General features: G+C 49.0%; 25 protein-coding genes. 20 read left to right on the top strand and 5 right to left on the bottom strand.

What is annotated here, in order from left to right:
- Positions 1-4 precede the first annotated feature (4 nt).
- Both A10D4_RS04325 and A10D4_RS04320 read right to left on the bottom strand, forming a co-directional pair.
- Positions 5-2,254 (bottom strand): glycosyltransferase, encoded by a 2,250-nt coding sequence (locus tag A10D4_RS04325; protein ID WP_008487983.1) that lies wholly within the window; start codon positions 2,252-2,254, stop codon positions 5-7.
- Complete coding sequence (locus A10D4_RS04320; protein ID WP_008487981.1) at positions 2,251-3,318, bottom strand: lysylphosphatidylglycerol synthase transmembrane domain-containing protein; 1,068 nt, start codon at positions 3,316-3,318, stop codon at positions 2,251-2,253. Before A10D4_RS04320 ends, A10D4_RS04325 begins: the two co-directional genes overlap by 4 nt.
- 64 nt (positions 3,319-3,382) lie before the next feature.
- Here A10D4_RS04320 and A10D4_RS04315 point away from each other — a divergent pair, with 64 nt between their 5' ends.
- The 5 genes from A10D4_RS04315 (at position 3,383) to A10D4_RS04295 (ending at position 6,418) form a co-directional block, all read left to right on the top strand.
- A complete protein-coding gene (locus A10D4_RS04315) occupies positions 3,383-3,673 on the top strand; it encodes a hypothetical protein (RefSeq protein ID WP_008487980.1) in 291 nt (96 codons plus the stop codon).
- Positions 3,674-3,684: 11 nt separating this feature from the next.
- On the top strand, positions 3,685-4,068 hold the full coding sequence (locus A10D4_RS04310) for a hypothetical protein (protein ID WP_008487978.1): 384 nt from the start codon (positions 3,685-3,687) through the stop codon (positions 4,066-4,068).
- 79 nt (positions 4,069-4,147) lie between these two features.
- Positions 4,148-5,434 carry an NRAMP family divalent metal transporter gene (locus A10D4_RS04305; RefSeq protein WP_008487977.1) on the top strand — a complete coding sequence of 429 codons (1,287 nt, stop codon included), beginning with the start codon at positions 4,148-4,150 and terminating at the stop codon, positions 5,432-5,434.
- A gap of 54 nt (positions 5,435-5,488) precedes the next feature.
- Positions 5,489-5,839: a tRNA-binding protein gene (locus tag A10D4_RS04300; RefSeq protein ID WP_008487976.1), complete on the top strand. Its 351-nt coding sequence runs from the start codon at positions 5,489-5,491 to the stop codon at positions 5,837-5,839.
- Positions 5,840-5,845: 6 nt separating this feature from the next.
- Positions 5,846-6,418 carry a hypothetical protein gene (locus A10D4_RS04295; protein ID WP_008487975.1) on the top strand — a complete coding sequence of 191 codons (573 nt, stop codon included), beginning with the start codon at positions 5,846-5,848 and terminating at the stop codon, positions 6,416-6,418.
- Positions 6,419-6,471: 53 nt separating this feature from the next.
- Here the strand turns inward: A10D4_RS04295 and A10D4_RS04290 are convergent, their stop codons facing one another.
- Positions 6,472-6,963 (bottom strand): FKBP-type peptidyl-prolyl cis-trans isomerase, encoded by a 492-nt coding sequence (locus A10D4_RS04290; protein ID WP_008487974.1) that lies wholly within the window; start codon positions 6,961-6,963, stop codon positions 6,472-6,474.
- A gap of 3 nt (positions 6,964-6,966) precedes the next feature.
- A complete protein-coding gene (ygfZ, locus tag A10D4_RS04285) occupies positions 6,967-7,905 on the bottom strand; it encodes a CAF17-like 4Fe-4S cluster assembly/insertion protein YgfZ (RefSeq protein ID WP_008487973.1) in 939 nt (312 codons plus the stop codon).
- 88 nt (positions 7,906-7,993) lie between these two features.
- Between ygfZ and A10D4_RS04280 the strand changes: the two genes are divergently transcribed.
- Positions 7,994-8,269, top strand: a complete 276-nt coding sequence (locus A10D4_RS04280) for an FAD assembly factor SdhE (protein ID WP_008487972.1) — start codon at positions 7,994-7,996, stop codon at positions 8,267-8,269.
- 249 nt (positions 8,270-8,518) lie between these two features.
- Here A10D4_RS04280 and nadB read toward each other — a convergent pair whose 3' ends face one another.
- Positions 8,519-10,174 carry an L-aspartate oxidase gene (gene nadB / locus A10D4_RS04275; RefSeq protein ID WP_008487970.1) on the bottom strand — a complete coding sequence of 552 codons (1,656 nt, stop codon included), beginning with the start codon at positions 10,172-10,174 and terminating at the stop codon, positions 8,519-8,521.
- Between the two features lie 146 nt (positions 10,175-10,320).
- Between nadB and rpoE the strand changes: the two genes are divergently transcribed.
- The 14 genes from rpoE to A10D4_RS04205 all read left to right on the top strand — a co-directional run bounded on the left by rpoE (position 10,321) and on the right by A10D4_RS04205 (position 25,294).
- The gene (gene rpoE, locus A10D4_RS04270; protein ID WP_008487969.1) at positions 10,321-10,899 is read left to right on the top strand and encodes an RNA polymerase sigma factor RpoE; all 579 of its coding nucleotides are present in this window, start codon (positions 10,321-10,323) and stop codon (positions 10,897-10,899) included.
- A gap of 17 nt (positions 10,900-10,916) precedes the next feature.
- Complete coding sequence (locus A10D4_RS04265; RefSeq protein ID WP_008487968.1) at positions 10,917-11,540, top strand: sigma-E factor negative regulatory protein; 624 nt, start codon at positions 10,917-10,919, stop codon at positions 11,538-11,540.
- Positions 11,537-12,562, top strand: a complete 1,026-nt coding sequence (locus A10D4_RS04260) for a MucB/RseB C-terminal domain-containing protein (protein ID WP_008487967.1) — start codon at positions 11,537-11,539, stop codon at positions 12,560-12,562. Before A10D4_RS04265 ends, A10D4_RS04260 begins: the two co-directional genes overlap by 4 nt.
- Positions 12,562-12,990: a SoxR reducing system RseC family protein gene (locus tag A10D4_RS04255; protein ID WP_008487966.1), complete on the top strand. Its 429-nt coding sequence runs from the start codon at positions 12,562-12,564 to the stop codon at positions 12,988-12,990. The genes A10D4_RS04260 and A10D4_RS04255 overlap by 1 nt, the downstream gene beginning before the upstream one ends.
- A gap of 166 nt (positions 12,991-13,156) precedes the next feature.
- On the top strand, positions 13,157-14,968 hold the full coding sequence (gene lepA / locus A10D4_RS04250) for a translation elongation factor 4 (RefSeq protein WP_008487965.1): 1,812 nt from the start codon (positions 13,157-13,159) through the stop codon (positions 14,966-14,968).
- 58 nt (positions 14,969-15,026) lie between these two features.
- A complete protein-coding gene (gene lepB / locus A10D4_RS04245; protein ID WP_008487963.1) occupies positions 15,027-15,986 on the top strand; it encodes a signal peptidase I in 960 nt (319 codons plus the stop codon).
- Entirely contained in the window at positions 15,986-16,678 is a 693-nt protein-coding gene (gene rnc, locus A10D4_RS04240) for a ribonuclease III (protein ID WP_008487962.1), read from the top strand. The genes lepB and rnc overlap by 1 nt, the downstream gene beginning before the upstream one ends.
- Positions 16,675-17,598, top strand: coding sequence for a GTPase Era (era, locus tag A10D4_RS04235; RefSeq protein ID WP_008487961.1), 924 nt, complete (start codon positions 16,675-16,677; stop codon positions 17,596-17,598). Before rnc ends, era begins: the two co-directional genes overlap by 4 nt.
- 5 nt (positions 17,599-17,603) lie before the next feature.
- Positions 17,604-18,368 (top strand): DNA repair protein RecO, encoded by a 765-nt coding sequence (gene recO, locus A10D4_RS04230; RefSeq protein ID WP_008487960.1) that lies wholly within the window; start codon positions 17,604-17,606, stop codon positions 18,366-18,368.
- Position 18,369: 1 nt separating this feature from the next.
- Complete coding sequence (gene pdxJ / locus A10D4_RS04225; protein WP_008487959.1) at positions 18,370-19,116, top strand: pyridoxine 5'-phosphate synthase; 747 nt, start codon at positions 18,370-18,372, stop codon at positions 19,114-19,116.
- Positions 19,117-19,130: 14 nt separating this feature from the next.
- Complete coding sequence (gene rlmD, locus A10D4_RS04220; protein WP_008487958.1) at positions 19,131-20,456, top strand: 23S rRNA (uracil(1939)-C(5))-methyltransferase RlmD; 1,326 nt, start codon at positions 19,131-19,133, stop codon at positions 20,454-20,456.
- Between the two features lie 6 nt (positions 20,457-20,462).
- Positions 20,463-22,646: a GTP diphosphokinase gene (gene relA / locus A10D4_RS04215; RefSeq protein WP_008487956.1), complete on the top strand. Its 2,184-nt coding sequence runs from the start codon at positions 20,463-20,465 to the stop codon at positions 22,644-22,646.
- A 42-nt stretch (positions 22,647-22,688) separates the two neighbouring features.
- A complete protein-coding gene (mazG, locus tag A10D4_RS04210; protein WP_008487955.1) occupies positions 22,689-23,522 on the top strand; it encodes a nucleoside triphosphate pyrophosphohydrolase in 834 nt (277 codons plus the stop codon).
- 134 nt (positions 23,523-23,656) lie between these two features.
- Positions 23,657-25,294: a CTP synthase gene (locus A10D4_RS04205; protein ID WP_008487954.1), complete on the top strand. Its 1,638-nt coding sequence runs from the start codon at positions 23,657-23,659 to the stop codon at positions 25,292-25,294.
- Positions 25,295-25,313: the final 19 nt, after the last annotated feature.

Below are 25,313 nucleotides of genomic sequence, written 5' to 3'. Positions count from 1 at the left end.
ATACTCAGTGCTTTGCCTTAGCTTGTTTTTTAGCGGCGATGACATGAGCATAAATGTGTTTGATGTCTTCGGCGAAATGTTCAATCGCATAATCTTTAGCAAATTGTTGTGCTTGGTTGGCTAGCCGTTGGCGTAGTTCATCCTGTTGACTCAGACGCTCTACTTGGCGCAACCAAACCTCAATATTCTCCGGCGTTTTATAGCCATTCGATTTATGTTGCACAACGTCATCGATGCCGCTTGACCGCACAGCAACCACCGGTAATCCTGCTGCCATCGCCTCCAAAATCACCATGCCTTGGGTTTCAGATTTTGACGCAAATAAGAAGATATCGCCAAGCTGATAATAGTTAACCATTTGCTCGGGTGGGATGGCTCCGGTAAGTATGACCACATCGCTCAAACCCAGTGTGTTGATACGCGATTCGATACGTGAACGCTCGTCACCATCACCAATAATGATGAATCTAAACGGTCGATGTTCGCGTTGCTTGAGTTCGGCAATCGCATCCAGCATAAAATCAATATTCTTCTCTTGGCTAAGGCGAGACACGGTCACGTAAACCAACTCATCGTCGGCTAACTTGAGCTGTCGACGCAAGCGTTGTAACGCCGCCTCATCGCGTTGCTGGAATTTGTCATAGTCGATACCGGTAGGCTGCACAAAAATGGGCTTTTTAACGCCAATCATGCGCAAATATTCTTCTGCCGAATAGGTGGGAACGATAATACCGTCACAACGCTCAGCAAAGTGTTTGATCAGCAAATGCGAAATAAAGTTACGGAACAAACGTGTCGGTAGCGGCACGAAATGGGCGTAATGTTCGAGTCGAGTGTGATAAGTGTAAACCACCGGCACAGCCAAACTACGAGCACAAAGCATACCGCTGTAGCTGAGCCAAAATGGATGATGAAGGTGCACCACATCGGGTTTAAATTGACGCAATTCTCGATGAATTCTGGGGCTGAAAGCGTTTGCCACTTGCAAGTCTTTATTCTCGCCGAAAGACAGCGCAACCGGGATCCGTCGTACTGGTTGCTGTTGGTCTATTTGTTGCTGTTGCTCTGCTTGAAACGGATAATCAGGAGCAATGATCAAAACCGCGTTGCCCGCGGCACTTAAACCGCGCTGTAAACGTTCGATTGAAATAGGGACGCCACCAATAAAGGGTAAGTAGTTATTGGTCACCATGGCCACGCGTAGTGGCTGTTTTTCGTAAGGGCTTGGGTCAATATCAAAATTAGGATAGTAGTCGCGGTCGCGGAACACCTTGGAATAAAGTTTGATAGCGATGACGATAAACGCGCTTAGCAATAGAATAAAATTCAAATAGCCGACGTAAAACAGCGAATGAATAAAAAACCATAAACTCTCTAAGGTGCGCCAAAACTGATTTTGGCCAACGTCTAATGGTTGTTCTGCAATGCTAATTTGGTCACCATCGACGGTTACTTCAACGTAATGATAAAAACTGACATCGTTATTGAGCATCAAGCCACCGGCGCCGCCTGTGATAATGTACTCGGTATCGCCGTGACGCTGCCGGTCATAGACGGCTAAGTTGGATGAAAATACCGCGTCTACTTTGTACTGACTGAATAACGTCAGCAATGGAATTGTGAAGTCGGTATCTCGCAAATAGTTATCGGCAGAATCAAAAATGGCTTCTTTGCTAGCGGTTAACAGCGGTTTGCCCATAAATACAAACTTATGCGCGGCGGTCGAGCTTTTTAAGACATCTTCCAACCAGCGTAGCTGCCAATCAAAGGACATCGGGGTGGTAACGTCAAGAAAAATGAATTGGCTGTTGGCGGCGCTAAATTCATAAAAATAAGGACCAAAGTGTTGGTAAAAGCGAAAGTCACCGAGGTTACTGGCTTCATTCTCGCCAAAGGTCAACAAATAGGGAATTTCCAGATGACTCAGGGTACCGTACAGCGCGCGATATTTATCCTCTCCGCCACCGCTGGTGGCATTGCCTGCGGAGACCAAGAAATCAACGCCCGACTGGTTTAAGCGTGGCACAATTTTACGTTCAAAAACGCCGACAGAATTATTAATGTTACCGACGACCGCAAAGCTAAATTTGTCTTGCGCTTGTAACTGTTGCTCGATGCGGTCTAACTGCACCGTGTGCATGGTGATGTAGTCTTTCTCAAAGAAGTTCAGATAAATTTGGTAACCGATGAGCCCCGCAACGATAACGATGTTTAGATAAAACATCGCCTTTAAACCGAATACTTTACGCATCATGAGCGCTCACCTAAGGACTGTTTCTTACCCACAGTGAGTTCTTGTTGGGTCACGAAAATGCCGATGATCATGCCTAAATAGATGGTGATAAAACGCCAGCATAGCGTCACCAATAATAGGTGTGCAGAACCCGTGATTGGGGCGAAAATATGACCGAAAACTCCTTCGGCAAAGCCTGAGGCACCGGGAGTCGGTGAAAAATACATGACAAACGTGGTGACTGTCAGTAAGCCCAAGACCACGCCGTAGTTCACCGCATAATCTAGCGCCCATAACAAAATGGCCGGAAATGAGAAAAGACTCACTAAGAATATCAGCGTAAATAACATTGAGGCGAAGATAAAACGCTTATCGCCGCGCCAGTAGTCGCGAAATCCGCGCGCGAAACGCAGGGTTTCGCGTTTACAGGCAAAGTGCCAGCGACGGTGACGCTTAATACCGAGTAAGCCGACCCGTCGCATGCCGCCAATGCACCAATGTAACGGGCTGATGAGCCAGTGCGTGCGTAATAAAACAATGGCAAAAAAGAGTAAGTAAATGGCGCTAAATATCGCTACATACAAGCCAATTTTGCTGGCGATGTCGAGTTCCTGCAGAGCGCTCATATTAAACAGCAAAAGGGGGGTGGCGGTAAAAATAGCGATAACGGCGAGCACCGTACGTACAGTAGTTGCAGTGGTCGCGGTACCAATCGCTACGCCTTTACGTTGTAAATACCAAACCTGTGCGAAACCTCCGCCGGTCGCCATGGGGGTGACATTGGAAAAGAACAGGTTAATAAATACCAACTTGGCGATATCGGTTAACGGCAGGTTATAGCCGAGTGCCCGCAAGGTATAATGCAGGCGTAGCGCATCACTTAAATAATAAACCACCAGTAAAGCCAATAAGCTCAGCAGCACCCAGGGCTGTAATAAGCGCGAGTCAAAACTTAAGGGCTGTTCAGCAAACTGCTGATAAACGACGTAAAAACCAAGACTACTTAAGCCAATGAATAGGCCAGTAAAAAGTAGTAATCGTTTAATATTAACTGGATTTTCTGATGTTGCGCTAACTTCCTTCACGGCGCAGGATTCCTTTTTTACGAGCAATTTATGAATGATTGTTGGCTATTATGGGTGATGTCCAGTGGACATCATCATAGCGCGTATGCGCGTTATTTGTCTGCTTGTTATGGCGTCTAGTTCCATCAATATTGATGAGCACGTTAATGTCGCCAAGCATAATGCTACGAACCAAACCGTTAATTCGTTTTCTGTACCAGATAGTAGTGTCGATGACGGTCACTTTTTTGATCAGCAACATCAGTCCTTTATGCGCGTTCGGCCATTAAACATTTGCTATATGGATGCAATCAACTATAGTTTATTAGAACGTTTAGCGACTTTAACCGTCGAATCTTTTCATTTTTTTCACTAATCGAGTGTCCCATGCATCACTTAGCTTTTTCTACGCCACAGGGCAGCATGGTGGCGCTAGCCAATGAGCAATACTTAACCGGACTGTGTTATGAGCTTGCGAATTCGGCTGGAAATCAACAACTGCTCAATCAACATCGACCAGCGTCGGTAAGCGCTTGGTCGTCGGCACAGCAAGTACAGCGTGCCAAACACACCATTGTTGTGCGCAGTTCGCGCTTGCAGCAAGGTGTTTGGCGGATGCTGCAACAACTTGAACCCGGCATCACACTGGCTGCCGCCAATAGTACATCGGCGTCGGCAATTGATATTGCTAACGTCATTGCCGATCATCCTTTTATTCGTGTGATCCCCTGGCGCTCGGGCCAAGCCTACACCGCTCTGGAGTTGGCGTAGGCGTGTAAAACTGCAGCCCGACGCAGCGATGACGATGCTTCACTATGATGACGTCATCGCCAGCGGGTGTATTTAAAACATGGATGTAGAGCCTTCAGAAGCGACCACTCAAGCAACCGCTCAGCGTCAACCGCTGGGCTCATCAATACCATCTAACCGGCGTTGGCGATTAGGTCCGGGCATGATCACTGCGGCAGCAGCGGTCGGCGCTTCGCATATTGTCGCGTCGACTCAGGCTGGTGCGCTTTTCGGTTGGCAATTATGGTGGCTTCTGATCGCCGTTAACACACTTAAATATCCTTTTTTTCGTTTTGCCACTTGGTATAGCAATCAAACTGGTCAGGATTTAATGCAAGGCTATGCCCAGCAAGGGCGTGGGTTCTTATTGCTGTTTTTCTATTTAAATAGTTTAGCGGCGGTAGTGAATACCGCTGGTGTACTCATTTTAACGGCTTCGCTACTACGCTACTTCTTGCCTTTTGAAGTTTCATTATCCGTCTTATGTTGTGGTTTATTACTGGTTTGCTTACTGCTGTTGTTGATAGGGCGGTATGCGCTATTAGATAACTTATCAAAATGGCTGATGGTGATTCTGACCCTGATCACCTTAACCGCTTTAGTGATTGCTATCGGTAATGCGGGTACCGCTCCGCTTGCCGAAACCGCCGAAGCCACCTCATTATCACCATGGGCGTTGGGGAGTTTAGCGTTTCTGGTGGCGTTAATGGGATGGATGCCGGTGCCGATTGAGCTGGCGGCGATAAGCTCGTTATGGTTAACTGCCAAACGTAAGTTAACCGCTTTTAGCGCCCGCCAAGCGCTGTTCGATTTCAATTTAGGCTATATATTGACCGCGTTTTTGGCACTGGTGTTTATGGCAATGGGCGCCTTGATTCAATACGGTCAAGGGCAAAGCGTTGCTTTAGCCAGTCGCGCTTTTGTCGACCAATTTGTGTCGATGTACGCCAGTACTATCGGCGCTTGGTCGTCTTGGTTGGTCGCGGGCATCGCATTTTTATGTATGTTTGGTACCACCTTAGCCGTGCTGGATGGTTATTCTCGAAGCTTGCAACGCAGTACCGAATTACTACGCTGGCGTATACAACGTCTGTCTATCGGCTATTGGTTATTGCTGCAGGCTGCTTTGGGGTTGTCTATTGTCATCTTGATGCAGGCGGCGTTAGGGCCGATGTTAGCGTTGGCGATGACCTTATCGTTTATCACCACGCCGTTGTTTGCTTGGTTAAATTATCGCCTGGTCAGGCAATGGACTATGCCTGCCTGGTTGCGCTGGTTAGCGCGAATAGGTTTAATTTATCTTAGCGTTTTTGCCGTAGCCTATGCCGCTTGGTGGTTGTTGCAGTAAACGCTATCGACTTAGACAAAGATTAAATGCCTTTCAATCGTTGGACGACCTATAATGAGCAGTGATAATCAGCAACAAATCAGTTGGCAAGACTTTGAAAAAATACAGTTGTGCGTTGGCACCATTTGCGATGCGCAACCATTTGCCGAAGCTCGTCAGCCCGCCTATAAACTTTGGGTCGATTTCGGCGAAACCATCGGCGTACGAAAATCCAGCGCTCAAATTACCGATTTATACCAACTTGATGAGCTAATAGGTAAACAAGTCTTAGCGGTGGTTAATTTTCCGCCAAAACAAATTGGACCGATGCGTTCAGAGTGTTTGGTCACCGGCTTTTACAGTGAACAGGGGGTGGTGCTAGCAGTACCAGATAAACCCTGCGTTAACGGTTTAAAATTAGGATAACCGCGTATGAATAATAAGAAATCTGGCTGGCGTTGGTTAACGGGCGCTTGCTTGCTACTCACCCTAGTGGCTTGTACCTCGGTACCGATGAGCACCTTATGGCGTATGAGTCGATTTGATAAGGCTGACTTTCTCGCTATTGAAGCCGAAGCTTTACGCGTACGCTTGACCGCTGATGCCCATTTAGCGGTGGATGTGGAACGTTCTTCATTATTATTAGAGTTGCGAGATAGCGACGGGCTAACCACCGTTTACGACTTAAAAATAACCGAATTAAGTAGTCGGCAACATAGTGAGAGCCGCTGGTGGCAAGCTGATCGGCAGCTGTCGACCCAGCTATTTGCGTTAACCGATGAAGGGGTTGAACGCTTACAAGCTTTTCAACAGCGTCTGGCTGAGATGGGGCCGGGTAGTGCAGGTTTATCGGTTGATATTGAATTTAAATCAGATAAGCAACAGCAGCAACAATCCGGTGAGTTTGACGTCGCCATTCGATTGGCCGAGGATGACGATTATATTGTGCTGTTTGAGGGGGCTGATTACGACCCTAAAGCTTGGGCAGAATCGCAACAAGATTAACGTCGAGCGATACGATTAAGTTAAAACTGGCGGAGACACCATTAAGGGATTGATTAATGGTCGTGATGTTCGCCGTCTGGGCCATGCACATGACCATGATCCAGCTCAGAAGCTGACGCTTCGCGTACTTCAACAACTTCCACGTCAAACGCCAAATCGACGCCTGCTAATGGGTGGTTACCATCGACGGTGACTTCTTCGTCGCTGACATCAACGATAACAACTGACTGCTCACCTTGGTCGGTGCTAGCACGGAATTGCATGCCGGGAGCCACTTCGTTATCGCCAAACATTTGCCGCGGAACGGTTTGAATTAAACCGTCATGGCGCTCGCCGTAAGCGTCTTGTGACGCGATTTCAGCGCTGAACTTATCGCCAACTGTTTTGCCCTCTAACGCTTTCTCTAAGCCGGGAATTAACATGCCGCGACCAAAAATAAAGCTTAACGGCGCGCCTTCTTTAGACTCGTCCAGCAGCTGTCCTTCACCAGTTTTAACGCTGTAATTGATGGCGACAACTTTGTCTTGCGCAATAACTTCGCTCATAAATTAATCCAATTGATAAGGCAGTGGGTGTATTTCCAGAAGACTCTCGTCCTGACCTTGCACGCGTAAATTGTTGCCGACTTCGCTATCGCTCGGTAGCACCAATAGTACGTCTACTTGATCATCGGCGCGGTTCACTGCATTAATTACCACGCCGGCTCGACGCCAATTATCAGCAACAGCACGCTCAAGCGTATCGCCATTGCTAACATTATGCGCTTTCCCGGTAGCTCGGAAGAGCGCACGCTTTTGTTTGCCCAAATATTTCATACGGGCAACGGTCTCCTGGCCGATATAACATCCTTTGGTAAAGCTAATGGCCTGCAACGCCTGCAAATTGAGCATTTGCGGCACATACTCGCCAACGCTTATCGGATCTAGTCTGGCACGAACGCGTTCATTTTCCAATGCGTGCCAATAAATAGCCGGGTACTCGTGCGGTAAGGCAGCTTCGCTTAACAGCAATAATTGACAAGGGCTGTCGCCGATAGTCAACACTAAATGCTGGTCGTTAGCGGCTTGTGCACCGGGTTTATCGCTAATCGCTAGCCCCGTGCGATCGGCTAGCAATTGGCAAACGGTGCTACCAAACGCCCCTGAGAAATGCCAGCGGTCAGTAGCATCGCTGATTTCAACTCGACTGAAAACGCCGAACTTTTTCAGCTGCGCCAAGGATTCTGCTAAACTACTACGCGGCTGAATAAGCAACCATTGCTGTTGCCACCGTGTCAGCCAAAAAGCACTCAGGGTTTTACCTTTGTTATCGCAATGCGCACCATAAACCCAGCCTTGTTCGCTTAGTTGCTCAACATCGCAGGTTAATTGGCCTTGCAAAAACATTTTCGCGTCATCACCAGAAACGCTGATAACGCCGTAATCGTCTAACGAAACCGTTACGATTTCGGGCGACGCTTTGGTAAACTCTTGAGTTAGCTCAACCACGACAGTACCTCGGTTTAGGATGTTACCCATCAGTATTGGGGCTAAATCACGGATTACAAGTGTCGTTTGTTAAACTTGGGGATGAAAGATGTTCGAATTAAAGCAGTCAGCCGATTCTTTAAAAGGTAACAAGGGCCGCTTGCGTTGGGCTTGCCGACGCGGCATGTTGGAGCTTGATGTGTTGTTTTTGCCATTTGTGGAAGAAGCTTACGACGAACTCGATCTAAAACAGCAGGATATATTTCGACGTTTGTTAACCTGCGATGACCCCGATTTATTCGCTTGGTTTATGGGTCACCAACAATGCCCAGATGCCGAGTTAAATAGCATGGTACAACTGATTTTATCACGCGTTAAAGTCTAACCAGTTGCCGCTTACGGCTAAACGTGATATGCAGCGTTATACCATAGCGTTCAACAAGCCTTGTCGCTGGCGCGCGATCATGTTCGATGATTGCGCGAGCTACATTCACTTGCCTGACTGTCGACAGCATGCTGCGGCTACCTACGTGTTAATGCAGCCACCGCTTATCTGTGACTTTTTGCTTATACTGAAGCTGATTAAATCCGTTGGCGTTAAATCCGCTTCGAACGGTTGCTGGCTATGGCTCGGCTATTGGCAATTTAGCCATGACGATTGGCGCTGCATCAGGCGCTGTTTGCTAAATTGGCGGCGCGGGACCAGAGTGGTGGGTTCGGCTTGTGGCAATAGGTCAGGATAATCCAGCGTATAATGTAAACCGCGGCTCTCTTTACGCTGCATCGCACTGCGTACGATTAGCTCTGCTACTTGTACTAAGTTGCGCAGCTCAAGCAAGTTATTACTAACGCGGAAATTGGCGTAATACTCGTGGATTTCTTGCTGTAATAACTGAATACGATGTAAGGCACGCTCTAATCGTTTAGTGGTTCGCACAATACCGACGTAATCCCACATAAATAAGCGTAGTTCGTGCCAATTGTGCTGAATGACAACTTCCTCGTCAGAGTTGCCGACCAAGCTTTCGTCCCATGCCGGCAAATGAGTCAAGCGAGGTTTATCGGCGAGACGTTCGCGCATATCGGCAGCGGCGGCGCGGGCAAAGACTAAACATTCCAGTAACGAATTACTGGCCATGCGATTGGCGCCATGTAAGCCGGTGTAAGCCACTTCGCCAATCGCGTATAGGCCTGGCAAATCGGTGTGCGCGTTTAAGTCTGTACGTACGCCACCACAGGTATAATGCGCTGCTGGCACCACCGGTAACGGTTGCTGCGTCATATCAATGCCAAGACTTAAGCATTTTTGATAAATGGTGGGGAAGTGCTCTTTAATAAAATCAGCGGGTTTATGCGATATATCTAAATACATGCAATCTGCCCCCAAACGTTTCATTTCATAGTCGATGGCGCGCGCCACCACATCTCGTGGTGCAAGCTCGGCCAACTCATGAAACTGCGGCATAAAACGGCTACCATCAGGGCGTTTAAGGATAGCGCCTTCACCACGCAAGGCCTCGGTTAGCAAAAATGTTTGAGCGCTAGGATGATACAAGCAGGTTGGATGAAACTGATTAAACTCCATGTTGCTGACTCGACAGCCAGCACGCCAGGCCATGGCGATGCCATCACCGCTAGCGACATCGGGGTTGCTGGTGTATTGATACACTTTGCTGGCGCCGCCGGTGGCCAATGCAACAAAACGCGCCGCGACGGTTTCTACCTGTTCGCGTTTGCGGTTCCAAATGTAGGCGCCATAACAGCCTGCTTCTCGCCCTAACTGGCGCCCGGTGATCAAGTCGACTGCGTTATAACTCTCGAGTAACTCGATGTTCGGATGTTGCCGTACTTGCTCAAGTAGGGTGGTTTGCACGGCGCGGCCGGTGGCATCGGCGGCATGTAGAATGCGGCGATGACTATGACCGCCTTCGCGGTTCAAGTGATAACGCGGCTCACCGTTAACGCTGTCGAGCTGATCAAAACCAACACCGATGTCGATTAGCCATTGCAGGCTTTCTTTTGCGTGCTGTGTGGTATACTCCACCGCAGCGCGGTCACAAAGGCCTGCTCCAGCGACTAGGGTGTCTTCGATATGACTCTCGATGCTGTCACCCTCGTCGAACACGGCAGCTATGCCGCCTTGTGCGTAAAAGGTCGAGCCTTCCGTGAGCGGTCCTTTACTAAGCACCATGACATGGGCGTCGTCTGCCAGTTGTAACGCTAAGGTTAAGCCGGCGGCGCCGCTACCAATAATGAGTACGTCGCATTGATAATTGGCTGCTTGTTCCATTACAGTACCGATTATGAATTTTTAACGATTTTACTCTTTTGATTATTGATTGCGAAACTTTTTCAAAATGTGTCGGTCTATGCCTGTAACAACGCTTCGGGCCGCCACCTATAAAAATAATCGGGAGTCGAGGAGAACGGGCTCGGATGAGCGAACAAGAGACTGATAAGCTGCTGGTTGAGCGTGTCCAGCGCGGTGAACAAGCAGCATTTGACTTGCTCGTAAAGAAGTACCAGCACAAAGTGATGAGCCTGATTTCCCGTTATGTTAAGCAGCCGGGAGATGTTGCCGATGTGGCACAGGAAGCTTTTATCAAAGCTTATCGGGCGTTGCCCCGGTTTCGCGGCGATAGCGCTTTTTACACATGGTTGTATCGCATTGCTGTGAATACGGCAAAAAATCATTTAGTTGCGCAGGGACGTAAGCCTCCAGCGTCGGATATTGATGCTGATGAGGCTGAATTTTACGAGGGTAGTGGTGCGTTAAAAGATAACTCATCACCAGAAAGTATGTTGTTAACCGATGAGATTCGTGACGTGGTTATGCGAACCATCGATGAATTGCCAGAAGATTTACGTCGTGCCATTACATTGCGTGAAATCGAAGGCATGGGCTATGAAGAGATTGCTATCGAAATGGATTGCCCAATCGGCACCGTTCGTTCGCGAATCTTCCGCGCCCGCGAAGCAATTGATAACCAACTACGGCCGCTGTTACAGCGGTAGTTAGCCGAGGAAATAGTATGTCTGATAAAGGCTTACAATATGTGTCAGCGTTGCTCGATAACGACGTTGAAGACTCACAAGCGTTAGCGCAGCTGTTAGCCGATGAGGCCGCACAACAGCAATGGCAACGTTATAGCCTGATAGGCAGCGTCATGCGTGGCGAAAGTCAGCCGTCGCAAACGCTTGATATCAGTGCGCAAGTGAGTCAAGCCATTGCCGCCGGTGTCGGTGCTGACGACCAGCCCCTACCGGGTCAGGACGATGGTGAGGCGTTGCAACCGGATTTACGTGCGCGTAGCGGTGCGTTACGGCGTGCGGCGATGCGCTGGATGCAACCGGCGGCGAAATTGGCGGTAGCAGCTAGTGTCGCTGCAGTAGCGGTGGTTTCGGTACAGCAGTTACAAACGCCAGAAGCCGGTACTGCTGAAGAAGCCATGCAACCGGCTTGGGTAACTAATCCCATCGGTGGACGTGCGCCGGTTAGTTGGAACACTGTCACCACTAATCAGGCTACCGACGCCAATCAACAGCGGCGTCAGGTGCAATCGTTCATTCTCGATCATCAGCAGCAATTGCAGTTGCGTCAACAACAAGCCGCTGACGAACAGGAACAGCAGCAACAGCAACCACCACAGCGATGAAAAAAACCGGGTTATGGGGGCTGGTGCTGAGTACCAGCCTACTCGCTTTTAGCTTACAAGCTCAGCAAACACCCAGCGCTGCCGAAAGCACTCAGCATCAGCAGGAAGAGCAAGCTGGTGCGGCTTGGTTTGACAAAATGGCGAGCGCGTTAAGGCAGCAAAATTTCGATGCCTCGCTGGTTCATGTGCAAGGCGAGCGGGTTGAACCCTTCCGTTGGCTACATGGCCGCTTAGCCGACGATAACGCCGAAATTGAATTGTTGATGCGCTTGAACGGCCCTGATTATCGGGTTTTGCGTATCAATCAACGTACTGCCTATTACAATCGCTCAAGTAGTGCTTATAGCCTTCACGCTGATACCGTCTATGGTTTAATTCCGACGGCGTTTTACCAACCATTTCAACAACTCGCTGCTGACTATCGTGCGGTGCCTTTGGGGGGAGCACGTGTGATTGACCGCAATGCGCAACATATTAGATTAGTGAGTCGTGATGAACAGCGCTTTGGTTATGCCATTTGGATAGACAAAGAAACCGGCATGTTGTTGAAAAGTGCGATGATGAGTCCACAGGGTGAAGTGGTTGAGCAAATTCAGCTGACCAGTTTGCGTTTAGACGAACAACCGGCATCGGTATTAACCGAGCTACACGATATTGATTTGCCACCCCTGTTAAGTATTAACGACCAACGTGCTGAACCACGCTATCCCGCAGAAGCGGCTTGGCTGCCAAGTGGTTTTGATCTAGTACGCGGCAATCATCATGCGCTGGCCGTCAGTGGGGTACCCGCTGATCATTATTTATATAGCGACGGGTTAGCATCGTTCTCGATTTACGTGACGCCAGCTAGTGAAGAAGAGGTCGCCTCGCCCTTAGCATTATCGGGTGCCGATTCACTCTATATCCGCCGCCAGGGCGCTTTTACCATTGCTGTGGTTGGTAAACTGCCACTGGAAACGGTGGTTAAAATTGCCGATAATATGCGTATTCAACGACATAGTAATCAGTCGGTGGGGCAATAATGATTCGTGAATTGGCCGAAGTTGTAGCGATAAAACCCGGCATTGTGGTGGTAAGCACGCAGCTCAAAAGTGGCTGTAGTGGTTGTGAACAGCAACGCCAATGCGGGGCTGGCTTATTATCGCAGGTATTTAGTGATCGTCGCGCGCAGTTTGAAGTTCCAACGCAGGGAGCCTTTAGCGTTGGTGACCAAGTCGAGCTCAGTATTCCAGAACAGCATGTGACACGTTATTCGTTGCTGGTTTATAGCTTACCGATATTAGCCTTGTTATTAACCGCTTTATTGACCGGCCCGGCGTTAAACTTCGCCGAAGGCGCCAGTATTCTATGCTCGTTCGCTGCCATGGCGCTAACTTTTTACGGCTTGCGCTGCTGGTTACGTTATCGCGATCTACAAGTACAACAGTTGCTCAGCCTAAAAGCACTGTGATGATAATGGCTGAATTTTCATTTTTATAGGCGATGTTGTCTATTAAATGATTAACTTTCAGTGAAATGTCACGAAAACGCCGAAATGACTTGGTAGTTAAGCCCAACATCAGTATGATCGACGACCATTAATTCCTTAATTGTTTGCGTTTTTTGAGGTGTCGTTAATGCCAGATAAGGCGTTTAAGCAAAGTAATATTCGAAATTTCTCTATCATCGCTCACATCGATCACGGTAAATCGACTCTATCCGATCGCTTGATAGCTCATTGCGGTGGTTTAACCGACCGCGAAATGGCTGAGCAAGTGCTTGATTCTATGGATATCGAGCGTGAACGTGGTATCACCATTAAAGCACAGAGCGTGACCTTGCATTACACCGCAAGAGATGGCGAAACTTACCAATTGAATTTCATCGATACGCCCGGTCACGTCGACTTTTCTTATGAAGTGTCACGCAGTTTGGCTGGCTGTGAGGGGGCGTTGTTGGTGGTTGATGCGGCGCAAGGGGTCGAAGCGCAAACATTGGCTAACTGCTATACCGCCATCGAGATGGATCTGGAAGTGGTGCCGGTACTGAATAAAATTGATTTGCCGCAGGCTGACCCGATGGCAGTGGCGCAAGAAATCGAAGATATCGTGGGTATCGAAGCGGTTGATGCAGTGCAGTGCTCGGCAAAAACCGGCATCGGTATCGAAGAGGTGTTGGAGCGTATTGTACAAACCATTCCTGCGCCAGACGGTGATGTTGATGCGCCGGTACAAGCACTGATCATTGATTCTTGGTTTGATAATTACCAAGGCGTGGTGTCGTTGGTGCGTGTTAAAAACGGTACCTTACGTGCTGGCGATAAGATGAAAGTGATGTCGACGGGGCAGTCTTATCAAATCGATAAGGTCGGCTTTTTCTCACCTAAGCCAACCGAAACCGGCATTTTGCGTACCGGCGAGGTGGGCTTTGTTATTGCCGGTATTAAAGAAATCCAAGGCGCGCCGGTAGGCGATACGTTAACCCTAACTAAGCAGCCCGCAGAAAAGCCGTTGCCGGGTTTCCAAAAGGTTAAGCCGCAAGTTTATGCGGGTATGTTCCCGATTAGTTCGGACGATTACGAAAACTTCCGCGACGCGCTGGGCAAATTATCGTTAAATGACGCGTCGTTGTTCTATGAGCCGGAAAATTCGGCGGCGTTGGGCTTTGGTTTCCGTTGTGGCTTCCTAGGTATGCTGCATATGGAGATCATTCAGGAACGCTTAGAGCGCGAATACGATATCGATTTGATCACCACCGCGCCAACGGTGGTTTATGAGGTCGAGAAAACCGACGGTAGTCTGGTTAAGGTGGATAACCCTGTCAATTTGCCCGCGGTCAATGATATTGAGACCATTTACGAACCCATTGTTGAAGCCAATATTCTGGTGCCACAAGAATTTCTCGGTAACGTCATAAATTTATGTGTCGAGAAGCGTGGTGTGCAAACCAAAATGGCCTATCACGGCAAACAAGTGGCGGTAACTTATGAGTTGCCGATGGCCGAGGTGGTCATGGATTTCTTTGACCGCTTAAAATCGACTAGTCGTGGTTACGCATCATTGGACTATCAATTTAAGCGTTTTCAGGCAGCCGACATGGTGCGCGTCGATATATTGATTAACGGCGACCGAGTCGATGCCTTGGCCATGATCACGCACCGTGAACATTCACAAAGTCGGGGTCGTTTGTTGGTTGATAAAATGCGTGAGCTGATTCCGCGGCAAATGTTTGATATCGCGATTCAAGCAACTATCGGCAACCACGTCATTGCACGTTCAACGGTTAAACAATTACGTAAGAACGTCACGGCTAAATGCTACGGCGGCGATGTCAGCCGTAAGAAAAAGCTATTGCAACGGCAAAAAGAGGGTAAAAAGCGGATGAAGCAATTGGGTAACGTCGAAGTGCCGCAAGAAGCCTTCTTGGCGGTACTTAAAGTGGGTAAGTAAGTGGCCAACTGAGAACGTTGCGGCATAACCACAATAAATACATTAACAGAGTAGGCTGATGGCAAATTATTTTTCGGTGATTTTAACCTTGGTAACCATTTTGACCGGTGTCATGTGGTTATACGATGCCCGTGTATTAAAGCCAAAGCGGCAGGCGCGTATTGCCAGTGTAGAGGAAAAAAGTGGTAGCACCTTATCCGAAGAACAACGCCAGCAAGTGGCGCCTCAGCCTACCGCTTTTGAGTATGCGCAGTCGATATTTCCGGTCATTGCGGCGGTACTGATTTTCCGTTCTTTTTTGTACGAGCCATTTCAAATTCCATCGGGTTCGATGATGCCGACGCTGTTGCGTGGTGACTTTATTCTGGTGGAAAAGTTTTCTTATGATATTAAAGATCCGTTATTCCGCTCGACTTTGGTTAACACCGAGGGGCCGCAGCGTGGTGACATTGCGGTCTTTAAATATCCGCCTAATCCTCAGTTAGATTACATTAAACGAGTCGTTGGTTTACCCGGTGACCGCATCATTTATCGCAATAAAAACTTATACATTACCCCGGCTTGCGATAAAGCGGATAGCACGCGTTGTCCACCAATGCAGGTGATGGCGATGGAGTTTGAACAAGAAAGCCCTTATTTTGACGGCCCTCAGCCTTATCAGGCATACCGCGAAAAACTCGGTGAGGTGAGTCACCAAGTGTTGATTAATCCGCGACGGCCATCGGATTATGCGCGTTACTTTCGTCAGCCGGGTACTCAGAACGACGAATTTATCGTTCCCGAAGGCCATTATTTTATGATGGGCGATAACCGTGATAACTCTCAGGATAGCCGTTATTGGGGCTTTGTGCCGGAAGAAAACTTGGTGGGACGGGCAGTATTCATTTGGATGAGTTTTGATATGGATCGCAGTGCCGATAGCTGGTTACCGCAATGGCTGCCGACTGGTGTACGGTGGTCGCGCTTGGGCACTATCGGTGACGACGGTGCGCACAGTGAGTCAGGAGCAAACCGATAATGAGCTTACCCCGACCACCCTTAGCCCAATTAGAAAAAGTCATCGGTTATCGTTTTCAGCGCGATGATCTGGTCGAACAAGCGCTGACCCATCGTAGTGCCTCGGCTAAACATTACGAGCGGTTAGAATTTTTGGGCGACTCTATTTTAAGTGTCGTCATTGCCGATGAGCTTTATCATCGCTTTCCTGAAGCCGCTGAAGGCGATTTGAGTCGTATGCGCGCTACCTTGGTGTGCGGCCGGGCGTTGGCTAAATTAGCTAAACAGTTTGGTCTTGGCGAATTTTTAGTGCTAGGCCCGGGCGAATTAAAAAGCGGCGGTTATCGGCGTGAATCGATTCTCGCTGACACTATGGAAGCGTTAATCGGTGCGGTCTATTTGGAAAGTGGCATGGACGCTTGTCGACCGATGATTTTGAGCTGGTATGCCGAAAGTTTAGCTAAAATTAAGCCAGGTATTAGTCAAAAAGATGCAAAGACACAGCTGCAAGAGTGGTTGCAGGCGCGTCAATTGGCGTTACCCGAATACAACGTGGTGGAAACCCGGGGTAAGGCGCATAATCAGCAATTTACCGTGAGCTGTGAGGTAGCACCGATCAGCGAAACCGTGGTTGGACGCGGCACCAGCCGACGCAAAGCCGAACAAGATGCGGCGACTAAAGCATTAGCCATTATTCAAGGTGAAACAGATTGAGTCAGCATTCGTCAGACCAACAAAATACACAGAAATACTCTGGGTTCGTGGCCATTGTTGGTCGTCCCAATGTGGGTAAATCGACCTTACTGAACCGCATTCTGGGGCAGAAGATCAGTATTACCTCAAAAAAACCGCAAACCACCCGTCACCGTATTCTCGGTATTGACACCGATGGCGATTATCAGACCGTCTATGTTGATACGCCGGGTCTGCATCAAGAAGAAAAGCGCGCCATTAACCGACTGATGAATCAAACCGCCAGCAGCGCGATTAACGATGTTGACTTAATTTTGTTTGTGGTAGAAAACACCCGCTGGTTGAGTGACGATGAGTTAGTGTTAGAAAAGCTGAAAAAAGCGCGCGTACCGGCGGTGTTGTTGGTCAATAAAGTCGACCAGATTAAGCACAAAGATCAGCTTTTACCTCATCTGCAAAAACTTAATGAGCATATGCAGTTTGCCGATATTATTCCGATTTCGGCAACCCAGGGTGATAACCTTGAGCGTCTACAGCAGGTTATTCGTGGTCACCTTAAACAGAGCATTCATTATTTTCCCGATGATTACGTCACCGATCGTTCAATACGCTTTATGACTGCTGAAATTATTCGCGAAAAGCTAATGCGCTATACCGGTGAAGAGTTGCCATACGAAACCACGGTTGAAATTGAACAGTATCAAGTGTCTGACGTCGGTACAACGCATATTCACGCATTGATTTTGGTCGAGCGTGATGGCCAAAAGCGGATGGTGATTGGTCAACAGGGCAGCCGTTTAAAAACTATCGGCTCTGATGCACGACGTGATCTTGAGCGTTTAACCGGCACTAAAGTTAATTTAAAACTTTGGGTCAAGGTTAAGTCGGGTTGGTCTGACGACGAACGCGCCTTACGTAGCTTGGGCTATCAAGAGGACTAAGCGCCGTGCAACAGGCGTTCGTGCTGCAACGCTGGGATTATCAAGAGTCCAGTTTATTACTGGAACTCTTTACTCAGCAACAGGGCCGGATACGGGTTATTGCAAAAGGCGCGAAGCGACCCAAAAATCCATGGCGAGCGCTATTGCAGCCATTTCAGTTGTTAGAGGTCGAACTGCGAGGGCGCCACGATCTGAAAACCCTAAGTAACGCCGAAGCCGCTGCGAAGCCTTTATCGTTGCGCGGCGAGCGTTTGTTTAGCGCCTTTTATCTGACCGAGTTATTGCAACGCTTGTTACCCATGCAGGCTGCTGCCGAAGAGCTTTTTGTTGAATATCAGCAGGCTTTACAACTGCTACAGTCATCGGCTGACAATAATAGCCAGTATGAATTGGTCTTACGTCGTTTTGAGTGGCAGTTACTATCGCTATCGGGACTCGCTTTCGATTGGCAAACCGATATCAATAGTGGTGCCAATTTAAGCGGCGATGGCTACTATTTGTTTGTGCCGGGGCAGGGCTTTTGTCAGGCCAATGTCGATGTACACAATGTCGATGTACACAGTGACTTATCGACACAGCATTTCTTAGCCACTGATATTCAAGCCATCGCCGTTTTTAATATTAATACACCAGCACGTTTACAGGTATTCAAGCGCTTAATGCGGTTAGCCTTAAGCCCCTATTTAGGCAGCCAACCGTTACGTAGCCGCGCACTCTTCAGACAACGTAAGCCGCACTCACAAACCGGGACCGAGACGGGAGAAAGTTGAAATGCAACCGATTCTTTTAGGCGTTAATATTGACCATGTGGCGACATTGCGAAACGCACGCGGGGTGAGTTATCCGTCGCCGGTTACTGCCGCTGCATTAGCTGAGCAAGCCGGTGCCGATGGGATCACTATCCATTTGCGTGAAGATCGCCGGCATATTAAAGATGCCGACGTGATGTTATTGGCGGAAACGCTAGCAACGCGAATGAATTTAGAAATGGCAGTTACCGAGGAAATGCTGGCAATTGCCGAACGCGTGAAGCCGGCTTATTGCTGTCTGGTGCCCGAAAAGCGTGAGGAATTAACCACCGAAGGTGGCTTAGACGTTGCTGGACAAAAAAGCCGTATTGCCGATGCGGTCGAGCGTTTAGCGGCGGCAGGCATACAAACCTCATTATTCATCGATGCCGATTTACGTCAAATCGACGCCGCGCATCAAGTGGGCGCGCCGATCATCGAGTTGCATACCGGTCATTACGCCGAACAGCGCGATGAGCGCCACGCCCATCAAGCGCTGGAAATTATTGCCGACGCTGCGCGCTATGCTCATCGTATTGGTTTGCAAGTGAATGCTGGACACGGTCTGCACTATCATAATACCGCGCCAGTGGCTGCTATTCCGGAATTGGTGGAACTGAATATTGGCCACGCGATCATTGCACGCGCCTTGATGACCGGCCTGGACCAAGCGGTTCGCGACATGAAGCAACTGATGCAACAGGCGCGTTCTGATGCCTGGCAAGCTTAACCGCGGAGTCTGTTTTGGCACAGTTTTTTAACCCCAATCGGGGCAAGTCGCGCGCCAACACCAGCAAACGACAACAATACTTGCTTGGTGAAGTTAGCAAGCTTGACCATCAGGGCCGCGGTATTTTACGTCAGCAGGGCACCTACTTTGTCGCCGGGGCATTGCCGGGCGAGCGCATTCGCGTGCAAACACAAGCTAAACATCAAGCGCGGTTAGTCGAGGTAGTTGAAGCTAGCGACGAGCGCGTGACACCACCTTGCCCTTATTATCAACGCTGTGGTGGCTGTGACTTACAACACCTATCGCTGGCGCAGCAGCGTCAACATAAACAACAAACGTTAGCTGAATTGCTAAGCAAGTTTGCGGCCATCGAAGTGACTGACTGGGCGCCCATGCTAACTGGTGAGGGCTGGCATTACCGGCAGCGTGCACGTTTGGCGTCCTCTTATGCACGAGGCCAACGGTTTCAACTCGGTTTTCGTCAGCGCGCTAGTCAACAGGTGGTCGCGATTGAGCATTGTCAGGTACTCGCGCCACCATTAGCGGCATTGTTGGTGCCGTTACAACAGTGGCTGGGCGAGCATTATCAGCGCATTGGTTTGGGTCATGTTGAACTGATTGCTCAGCCGACGCCGTTGGTATTATTACGCGTTACGCGTGCATTAGATGACGAGTTTGTGCAGCAAGCCGAACAGTTTGCTGCGCAACATGGCTGTCAGCTTTGGTCGGATGATGGCCAACAAACGCGCGCTATCACTGCCGCCGATGAAGTGCGCCTAACTCATCACCCGTTGCCGCTGAATTTTACTCCAGGCGATTTTATTCAAGTTAATCAGGCGTTAAATCCCGCTATGGTGGCACAAGCATTAAGCTGGCTAGAGGCAACCGCCGACGACCAGGTGGTGGAGTTGTTTGCCGGAATGGGTAACTTTAGCCTGCCATTGGCGCAACAGGTCAAACAGTTACACTGCTTTGAGGTCTCCGCGCGGATGATACAGCAGTTGCAAGATAATGCTGCAGCCGCCGGCTTATCTCACGTTCGTGGGCATGCTGTTGACCTTAATCATGACTGGCTCAGTCGTTTGAATAGCATGCGCATCGATAAGCTGCTGCTGGACCCAGCTCGTAGCGGTGCCCAAGCCGCACTGGCACAATTACAGCAGCTACCCGCCGCGCAACGACCAACACGGATCGTCTATATATCTTGTGCCGCTGACACCTTAGCTCGCGATAGCGCCTTATTAAAACAGCTCGGCTATGGTATAAGCAAGGCAGGGGTCATTGACATGTTTCCGCAGACCCATCACATTGAGGCTATGGTCGCGTTTGCAAAGGAGTAACAAACGATGGTGTATGTGCGTAGTACCCACGTGGACAAACCACAACAGCAGGGGAATTGGCTGGCGCTGTTAAGCTCGTCAGACAAAGCCGAACTGCTGCAGCAACACGCACAACAATTGACATCATTGTGTCAACAACAGCCACAGTTGTTGTTAAAAGGCCAGGAAATGGTCGAAATCTTGGCGGCGTTAAACCTCGATAAAGACTCATTACTATGCGCGCTTTACACACCGGCTTTTAGCGCCGGTTTGATCACCGCAGAGCAATTGCAAGAACAAGGACAGAGCAATCTGGCCGCCTTGTTACAAGCTGTTGAGCAAATGAAAGCCATCAGCGAGTTGCAATATTTTCAGCGCAGTAAACCCAACCATGCGCAAATTGATAATGTCCGCCGCATGTTGCTGGCCATGGTCGAAGATGTGCGAGCGGTGCTGATCAAACTGGCGGAGCGCATCTGTTTTTTACGTGAAGTGAAAGATGCCGATGAAGAAAGTCGGGTCTTAGTGGCTAAAGAATGCAGCGAAATATATGCGCCATTGGCAAACCGTTTGGGTATTGGCCAACTCAAATGGGAACTGGAAGATCTGGCGTTTCGTTATTTGCATCCCAGTACCTATAAAAGCATCGCTAAACAGCTTGATGAGCGTCGCATTGACCGTGAAAACTACATCCAGACATTCGTCGACGATTTACGTCAGCAGTTGCGTTTACAGGGCGTCGAAGCCGACGTTTATGGACGACCTAAACACATTTATTCGATTTGGCGAAAAATGCAGAAAAAGCATTTGGATTTCGAGCAACTGTTCGATATCCGTGCGGTACGAATCATCACGCAATCACTTAAAGATTGCTATGCCGCGTTAGGCTTGGTGCATACCCGCTGGCGCCATATTGCTTCGGAGTTTGACGATTATGTGGCGACCCCGAAAGCGAACGGTTACCAGTCGATTCATACCGTGGTGATCGGTCCACAGCAAAAACATGTCGAAATTCAGATCCGTAGTCACGATATGCACGAGGATGCCGAGCTTGGGGTGGCGGCGCATTGGATGTACAAAGAAGGCGCTTCTGGGCCGACCCGTAGTCATGGTTTTGAAGATAAAATTGCTTGGCTACGTAAGCTATTGGCGTGGCACGAGGACATGGCCGAGAACGACGAGCTAGTCGATGAAATTCGTTCTCAGGTTTTTGAAGATCGGGTTTATGTATTTACCCCTAAGGGCGAAGTTATCGATATGCCTCAGGGTTCGACACCGCTAGACTTTGCTTATTATATTCATAGTCAGGTGGGGCACCGTTGTATTGGTGCCAAAGTCGATGGGCGCATCGTGCCCTTTACCTATCAACTGCAAAACGGTGATCGGGTAGAAATACTCACCAAAAAAAATGCCCAACCACGGCGTGACTGGTTGAATCCGCAATTGGGTTATCTCAATTCGCAGCGCGCTCGTGCCAAGGTGCATACCTACTTTAAAAAGCAAGACCGCGATAAGAATATGGCGGCTGGCAAAGAGTTGCTGGAACAAGAATTACATAAGCACCAGTTGCACTTAAGCCAAGCTGAGAGCGCGATAGAGCGTTTTAATGTGAGTTCGCTGGACGATCTATTAGCGGCCATCGGCGCTGGCGACGTGCGTTTGCATCAAGTGGTTAATTTCTTAAAACCCGAGCCTAGCGAACAAGATAAAGTTGAGCGCATCACCAGTAAACATAAGCCTAAGCGCAGCGGTAAGGCGCGTAGCAGCGATGTCACGGTCGAGGGTATTGGTCATTTGTTGGTGCAGTTTGCCGGTTGTTGTCAGCCGTTACCCGGCGATCCGATCATGGGGTTTATCACACAAGGGCGCGGTGTATCGGTGCACCATAGCGATTGCGATCAGTTGCAACACTTATTACAAGTGCACCCTGAACGTGGCATTGATGTGTCATGGAGCCAACGTGAGGAAGCACAATTTAAAGCCAAGATTCGGATCAGCGCCATCGATCGCAATGGCTTGCTGCATGATATCACCAGCGTTTTGGCGAACGAAAAAGCCAGTGTGGTGCAACTCGACAGCCAAAGCGATGACGCTCAACAATTAGCTACCATTACCGTGGCGGTAATGGTCAAAGATAGTCAGGTTTTACATCGTATAGTTAATCGCTTACGGCAGCTGGCGTCGGTTCAGCAGGCACAACGGGTGACGTGAACCGCAGTTGCGGTGAGTAAAACGACGTTAAAGAGGTTAAGGGTGAAACAACAGCAGACTCGACTAGAGGGTATTAATCAGCTGCAGCAGGTTATGCGACGTTTGCGCGACCCTGACGGCGGTTGCCCTTGGGATTTAAAGCAAACCATGCAGAGCTTAACCCCTTATACCATTGAGGAGGCGTATGAGGTAGCGGCTGCCATTAATGATGGTGACCATCATGATATTGAAGACGAGCTAGGCGACTTGCTGTTTCAAGTGGTGTTTTACGCGCAGTTGGGGAGCGAGCAGCAGTTATTTGATTTAAATAGTATTGCTAGCCACACCAGCGACAAGTTGATACGCCGTCATCCGCACGTATTTGGTGATAGCGAAAGCCAAACTGACGCCGAAATCAAGGCGCAGTGGGAGCAAATTAAACAACAAGAACGGCAGCAGCAAGGTAAAGACGACAGCGTGTTTGACGGTATTCCGCGTAACTTACCCAGTCTGTTAATGGCACAAAAGCTACAAAAACGTGCTGCTAACGTTGGCTTTGATTGGCTCGATAGCCAACCGGTGCTAGCTAAAGTGTTGGAAGAAGTCGAGGAAGTCCGCGCTGAGATTGATGCCGAAGCGGTCGATCAACAAGCGCTTGCTGAAGAAATCGGCGACTTACTGTTCGCGGTCGTCAATCTTGCTCGCCATGCGCAGGTAAACCCCGACCATGCTTTACAACAAGCGAATCAAAAATTTAAGCGCCGCTTTCAAACACTTGAAGCGCATGTGAAAGTCTCCGGGAAAAGCTTTGAAAGCCATGATTTAATGCAACTGGAAGAGTATTGGCAAGCGGCTAAGCGAGCCGAAAAGTCAGCGCACGACGACAACACAGATTAACCCTGAGTATATCGATGTAACGACTCGCGAAGGTAAATTGCGTATCGCAATGATTGTCGCCGCGGGTCGCTTGTCGTATACTACTATCCCGTCTTGATTCAATCCCTTAAATTTCCTGACGACTTAGGTTTCGCATGGCAACTAATTATATTTTCGTCACCGGCGGTGTTGTATCTTCGCTGGGCAAGGGCATTGCTGCAGCTTCACTGGCGGCTATCTTGGAAGCACGTGGTCTGAATGTAACGATCCTAAAACTGGATCCTTATATTAACGTTGACCCGGGCACCATGAGTCCCATTCAACACGGTGAAGTGTTTGTAACTGTAGACGGTGCTGAAACTGACCTGGATTTAGGTCATTACGAGCGATTCATTCGCACTCGCATGACCAGCCGCAATAACTTTACCGCCGGTCGCGTTTATGAAGACATCATTAAACGCGAGCGTAAAGGTGAGTTCCTGGGCGCGACTATTCAGGTCATTCCCCATATTACTAATGAAATCAAACGTCGCATCATCGCCGGTGCCGAGGGTTATGATATTGCTATCATCGAAATTGGTGGCACCGTCGGCGACATCGAGTCACAACCCTTCTTGGAAGCTATTCGCCAATTGGCCACCGAGGTAGGACGTGACCGCACCCTATTTATGCACCTGACATTGGTGCCGTTTTTAGGAGCCGCGGGCGAGGTCAAAACTAAACCCACCCAACATTCGGTAAAAGAATTACGCTCTATCGGTATCCAGCCCGATATCTTAGTTTGTCGCTCTGATCGAGCTTTACCGGCCAATGAGCGTGCCAAGATTGCGCTCTTTACCAATGTTGAAGAACGTGCCGTTATTGGTTTGCGTGACGTCGATAGTATTTACAAAATTCCTGCCATGTTAAAAGCGCAGGGCTTAGACGAGTTAGTTGTTCACCGTTTCCGTCTGTCATGCCCGGAAGCGGATTTGACCGAATGGGAGCAGGTGCTTTACCAAGAGTCGAATCCGAATGGTGAAGTGACCGTCGGTTTTGTCGGTAAATACGTAGAATTACCCGATGCTTATAAATCGGTGAACGAAGCGTTAGCCCATGCAGGTTTAAAAAATCGCTTAACGGTTAGCATCCGCTATATTGATGCGCAGGACATCGAAAGCAAAGGTACTGCTAAGCTGGACGACGTCGATGCGATATTAGTGCCGGGTGGTTTTGGTGAGCGCGGTATTAAGGGTAAATTAATGGCCGCGCAATACGCGCGTGAAAAGCAGGTGCCTTATTTGGGTATTTGTTTAGGTATGCAAATTGCCGTTATTGAATACGCGCGCAATGTCGCTAAGTTAAGCGACGCCGATAGTACCGAGTTTAATCCTGAGAGTAAGAATCCGGTGGTGGGTTTGATCACCGAATGGATGGATGCCTCAGGTCAAAAAGAAATTCGCGACGAGTTATCCGATTTGGGCGGTACGATGCGCTTAGGCGCGCAAGAGTGCTTCTTAGTGGAAGATTCAAAAGCGCGCCAACTGTATGGCAATGAAGTTATCGAGGAACGCCATCGGCATCGTTACGAAGTCAATAATAATTTGTTACCCGCGTTAGAAAAGGCCGGTTTAAAAGTAACCGGTTATTCACACGATAAACGCTTGGTAGAAATTATTGAAATTCCAAAGCATCCGTGGTTTGTTGCGGCTCAGTTTCATCCTGAGTTTACCTCGACACCGCGCGATGGGCACCCGTTGTTCCAAGGGTTTATTGCCGCCGCCGCCGAGCATCAGAAAAAGCGCCGCGGCTAATGAATAGGTAGAAGCCTGA

The organism is Idiomarina xiamenensis 10-D-4, from assembly GCF_000299895.1.
GTDB lineage: Bacteria > Pseudomonadota > Gammaproteobacteria > Enterobacterales > Alteromonadaceae > Idiomarina > Idiomarina xiamenensis.
The sequence above is the reverse complement of the archived record's forward strand: the minus strand, read 5'-3'. Positions and strand labels throughout refer to the sequence as shown.

Excerpts from the sequence above, each read along its gene's own strand:
- A10D4_RS04325 (WP_008487983.1), bottom strand. The coding sequence starts at position 2,254 with ATGATGCGTAAAGTATTCGGTTTAAAGGCGATGTTTTATCTAAACATC.
- A10D4_RS04310 (WP_008487978.1), top strand. The coding sequence starts at position 3,685 with ATGCATCACTTAGCTTTTTCTACGCCACAGGGCAGCATGGTGGCGCTA.
- A10D4_RS04305 (WP_008487977.1), top strand. The coding sequence starts at position 4,148 with ATGGATGTAGAGCCTTCAGAAGCGACCACTCAAGCAACCGCTCAGCGT.
- A10D4_RS04300 (WP_008487976.1), top strand. The coding sequence starts at position 5,489 with ATGAGCAGTGATAATCAGCAACAAATCAGTTGGCAAGACTTTGAAAAA.
- A10D4_RS04295 (WP_008487975.1), top strand. The coding sequence starts at position 5,846 with ATGAATAATAAGAAATCTGGCTGGCGTTGGTTAACGGGCGCTTGCTTG.
- A10D4_RS04290 (WP_008487974.1), bottom strand. The coding sequence starts at position 6,963 with ATGAGCGAAGTTATTGCGCAAGACAAAGTTGTCGCCATCAATTACAGC.
- A10D4_RS04280 (WP_008487972.1), top strand. The coding sequence starts at position 7,994 with ATGTTCGAATTAAAGCAGTCAGCCGATTCTTTAAAAGGTAACAAGGGC.
- nadB (WP_008487970.1), bottom strand. The coding sequence starts at position 10,174 with ATGGAACAAGCAGCCAATTATCAATGCGACGTACTCATTATTGGTAGC.
- rpoE (WP_008487969.1), top strand. The coding sequence starts at position 10,321 with ATGAGCGAACAAGAGACTGATAAGCTGCTGGTTGAGCGTGTCCAGCGC.
- A10D4_RS04265 (WP_008487968.1), top strand. The coding sequence starts at position 10,917 with ATGTCTGATAAAGGCTTACAATATGTGTCAGCGTTGCTCGATAACGAC.
- A10D4_RS04260 (WP_008487967.1), top strand. The coding sequence starts at position 11,537 with ATGAAAAAAACCGGGTTATGGGGGCTGGTGCTGAGTACCAGCCTACTC.
- A10D4_RS04255 (WP_008487966.1), top strand. The coding sequence starts at position 12,562 with ATGATTCGTGAATTGGCCGAAGTTGTAGCGATAAAACCCGGCATTGTG.
- lepA (WP_008487965.1), top strand. The coding sequence starts at position 13,157 with ATGCCAGATAAGGCGTTTAAGCAAAGTAATATTCGAAATTTCTCTATC.
- lepB (WP_008487963.1), top strand. The coding sequence starts at position 15,027 with ATGGCAAATTATTTTTCGGTGATTTTAACCTTGGTAACCATTTTGACC.
- rnc (WP_008487962.1), top strand. The coding sequence starts at position 15,986 with ATGAGCTTACCCCGACCACCCTTAGCCCAATTAGAAAAAGTCATCGGT.
- pdxJ (WP_008487959.1), top strand. The coding sequence starts at position 18,370 with ATGCAACCGATTCTTTTAGGCGTTAATATTGACCATGTGGCGACATTG.
- relA (WP_008487956.1), top strand. The coding sequence starts at position 20,463 with ATGGTGTATGTGCGTAGTACCCACGTGGACAAACCACAACAGCAGGGG.
- A10D4_RS04205 (WP_008487954.1), top strand. The coding sequence starts at position 23,657 with ATGGCAACTAATTATATTTTCGTCACCGGCGGTGTTGTATCTTCGCTG.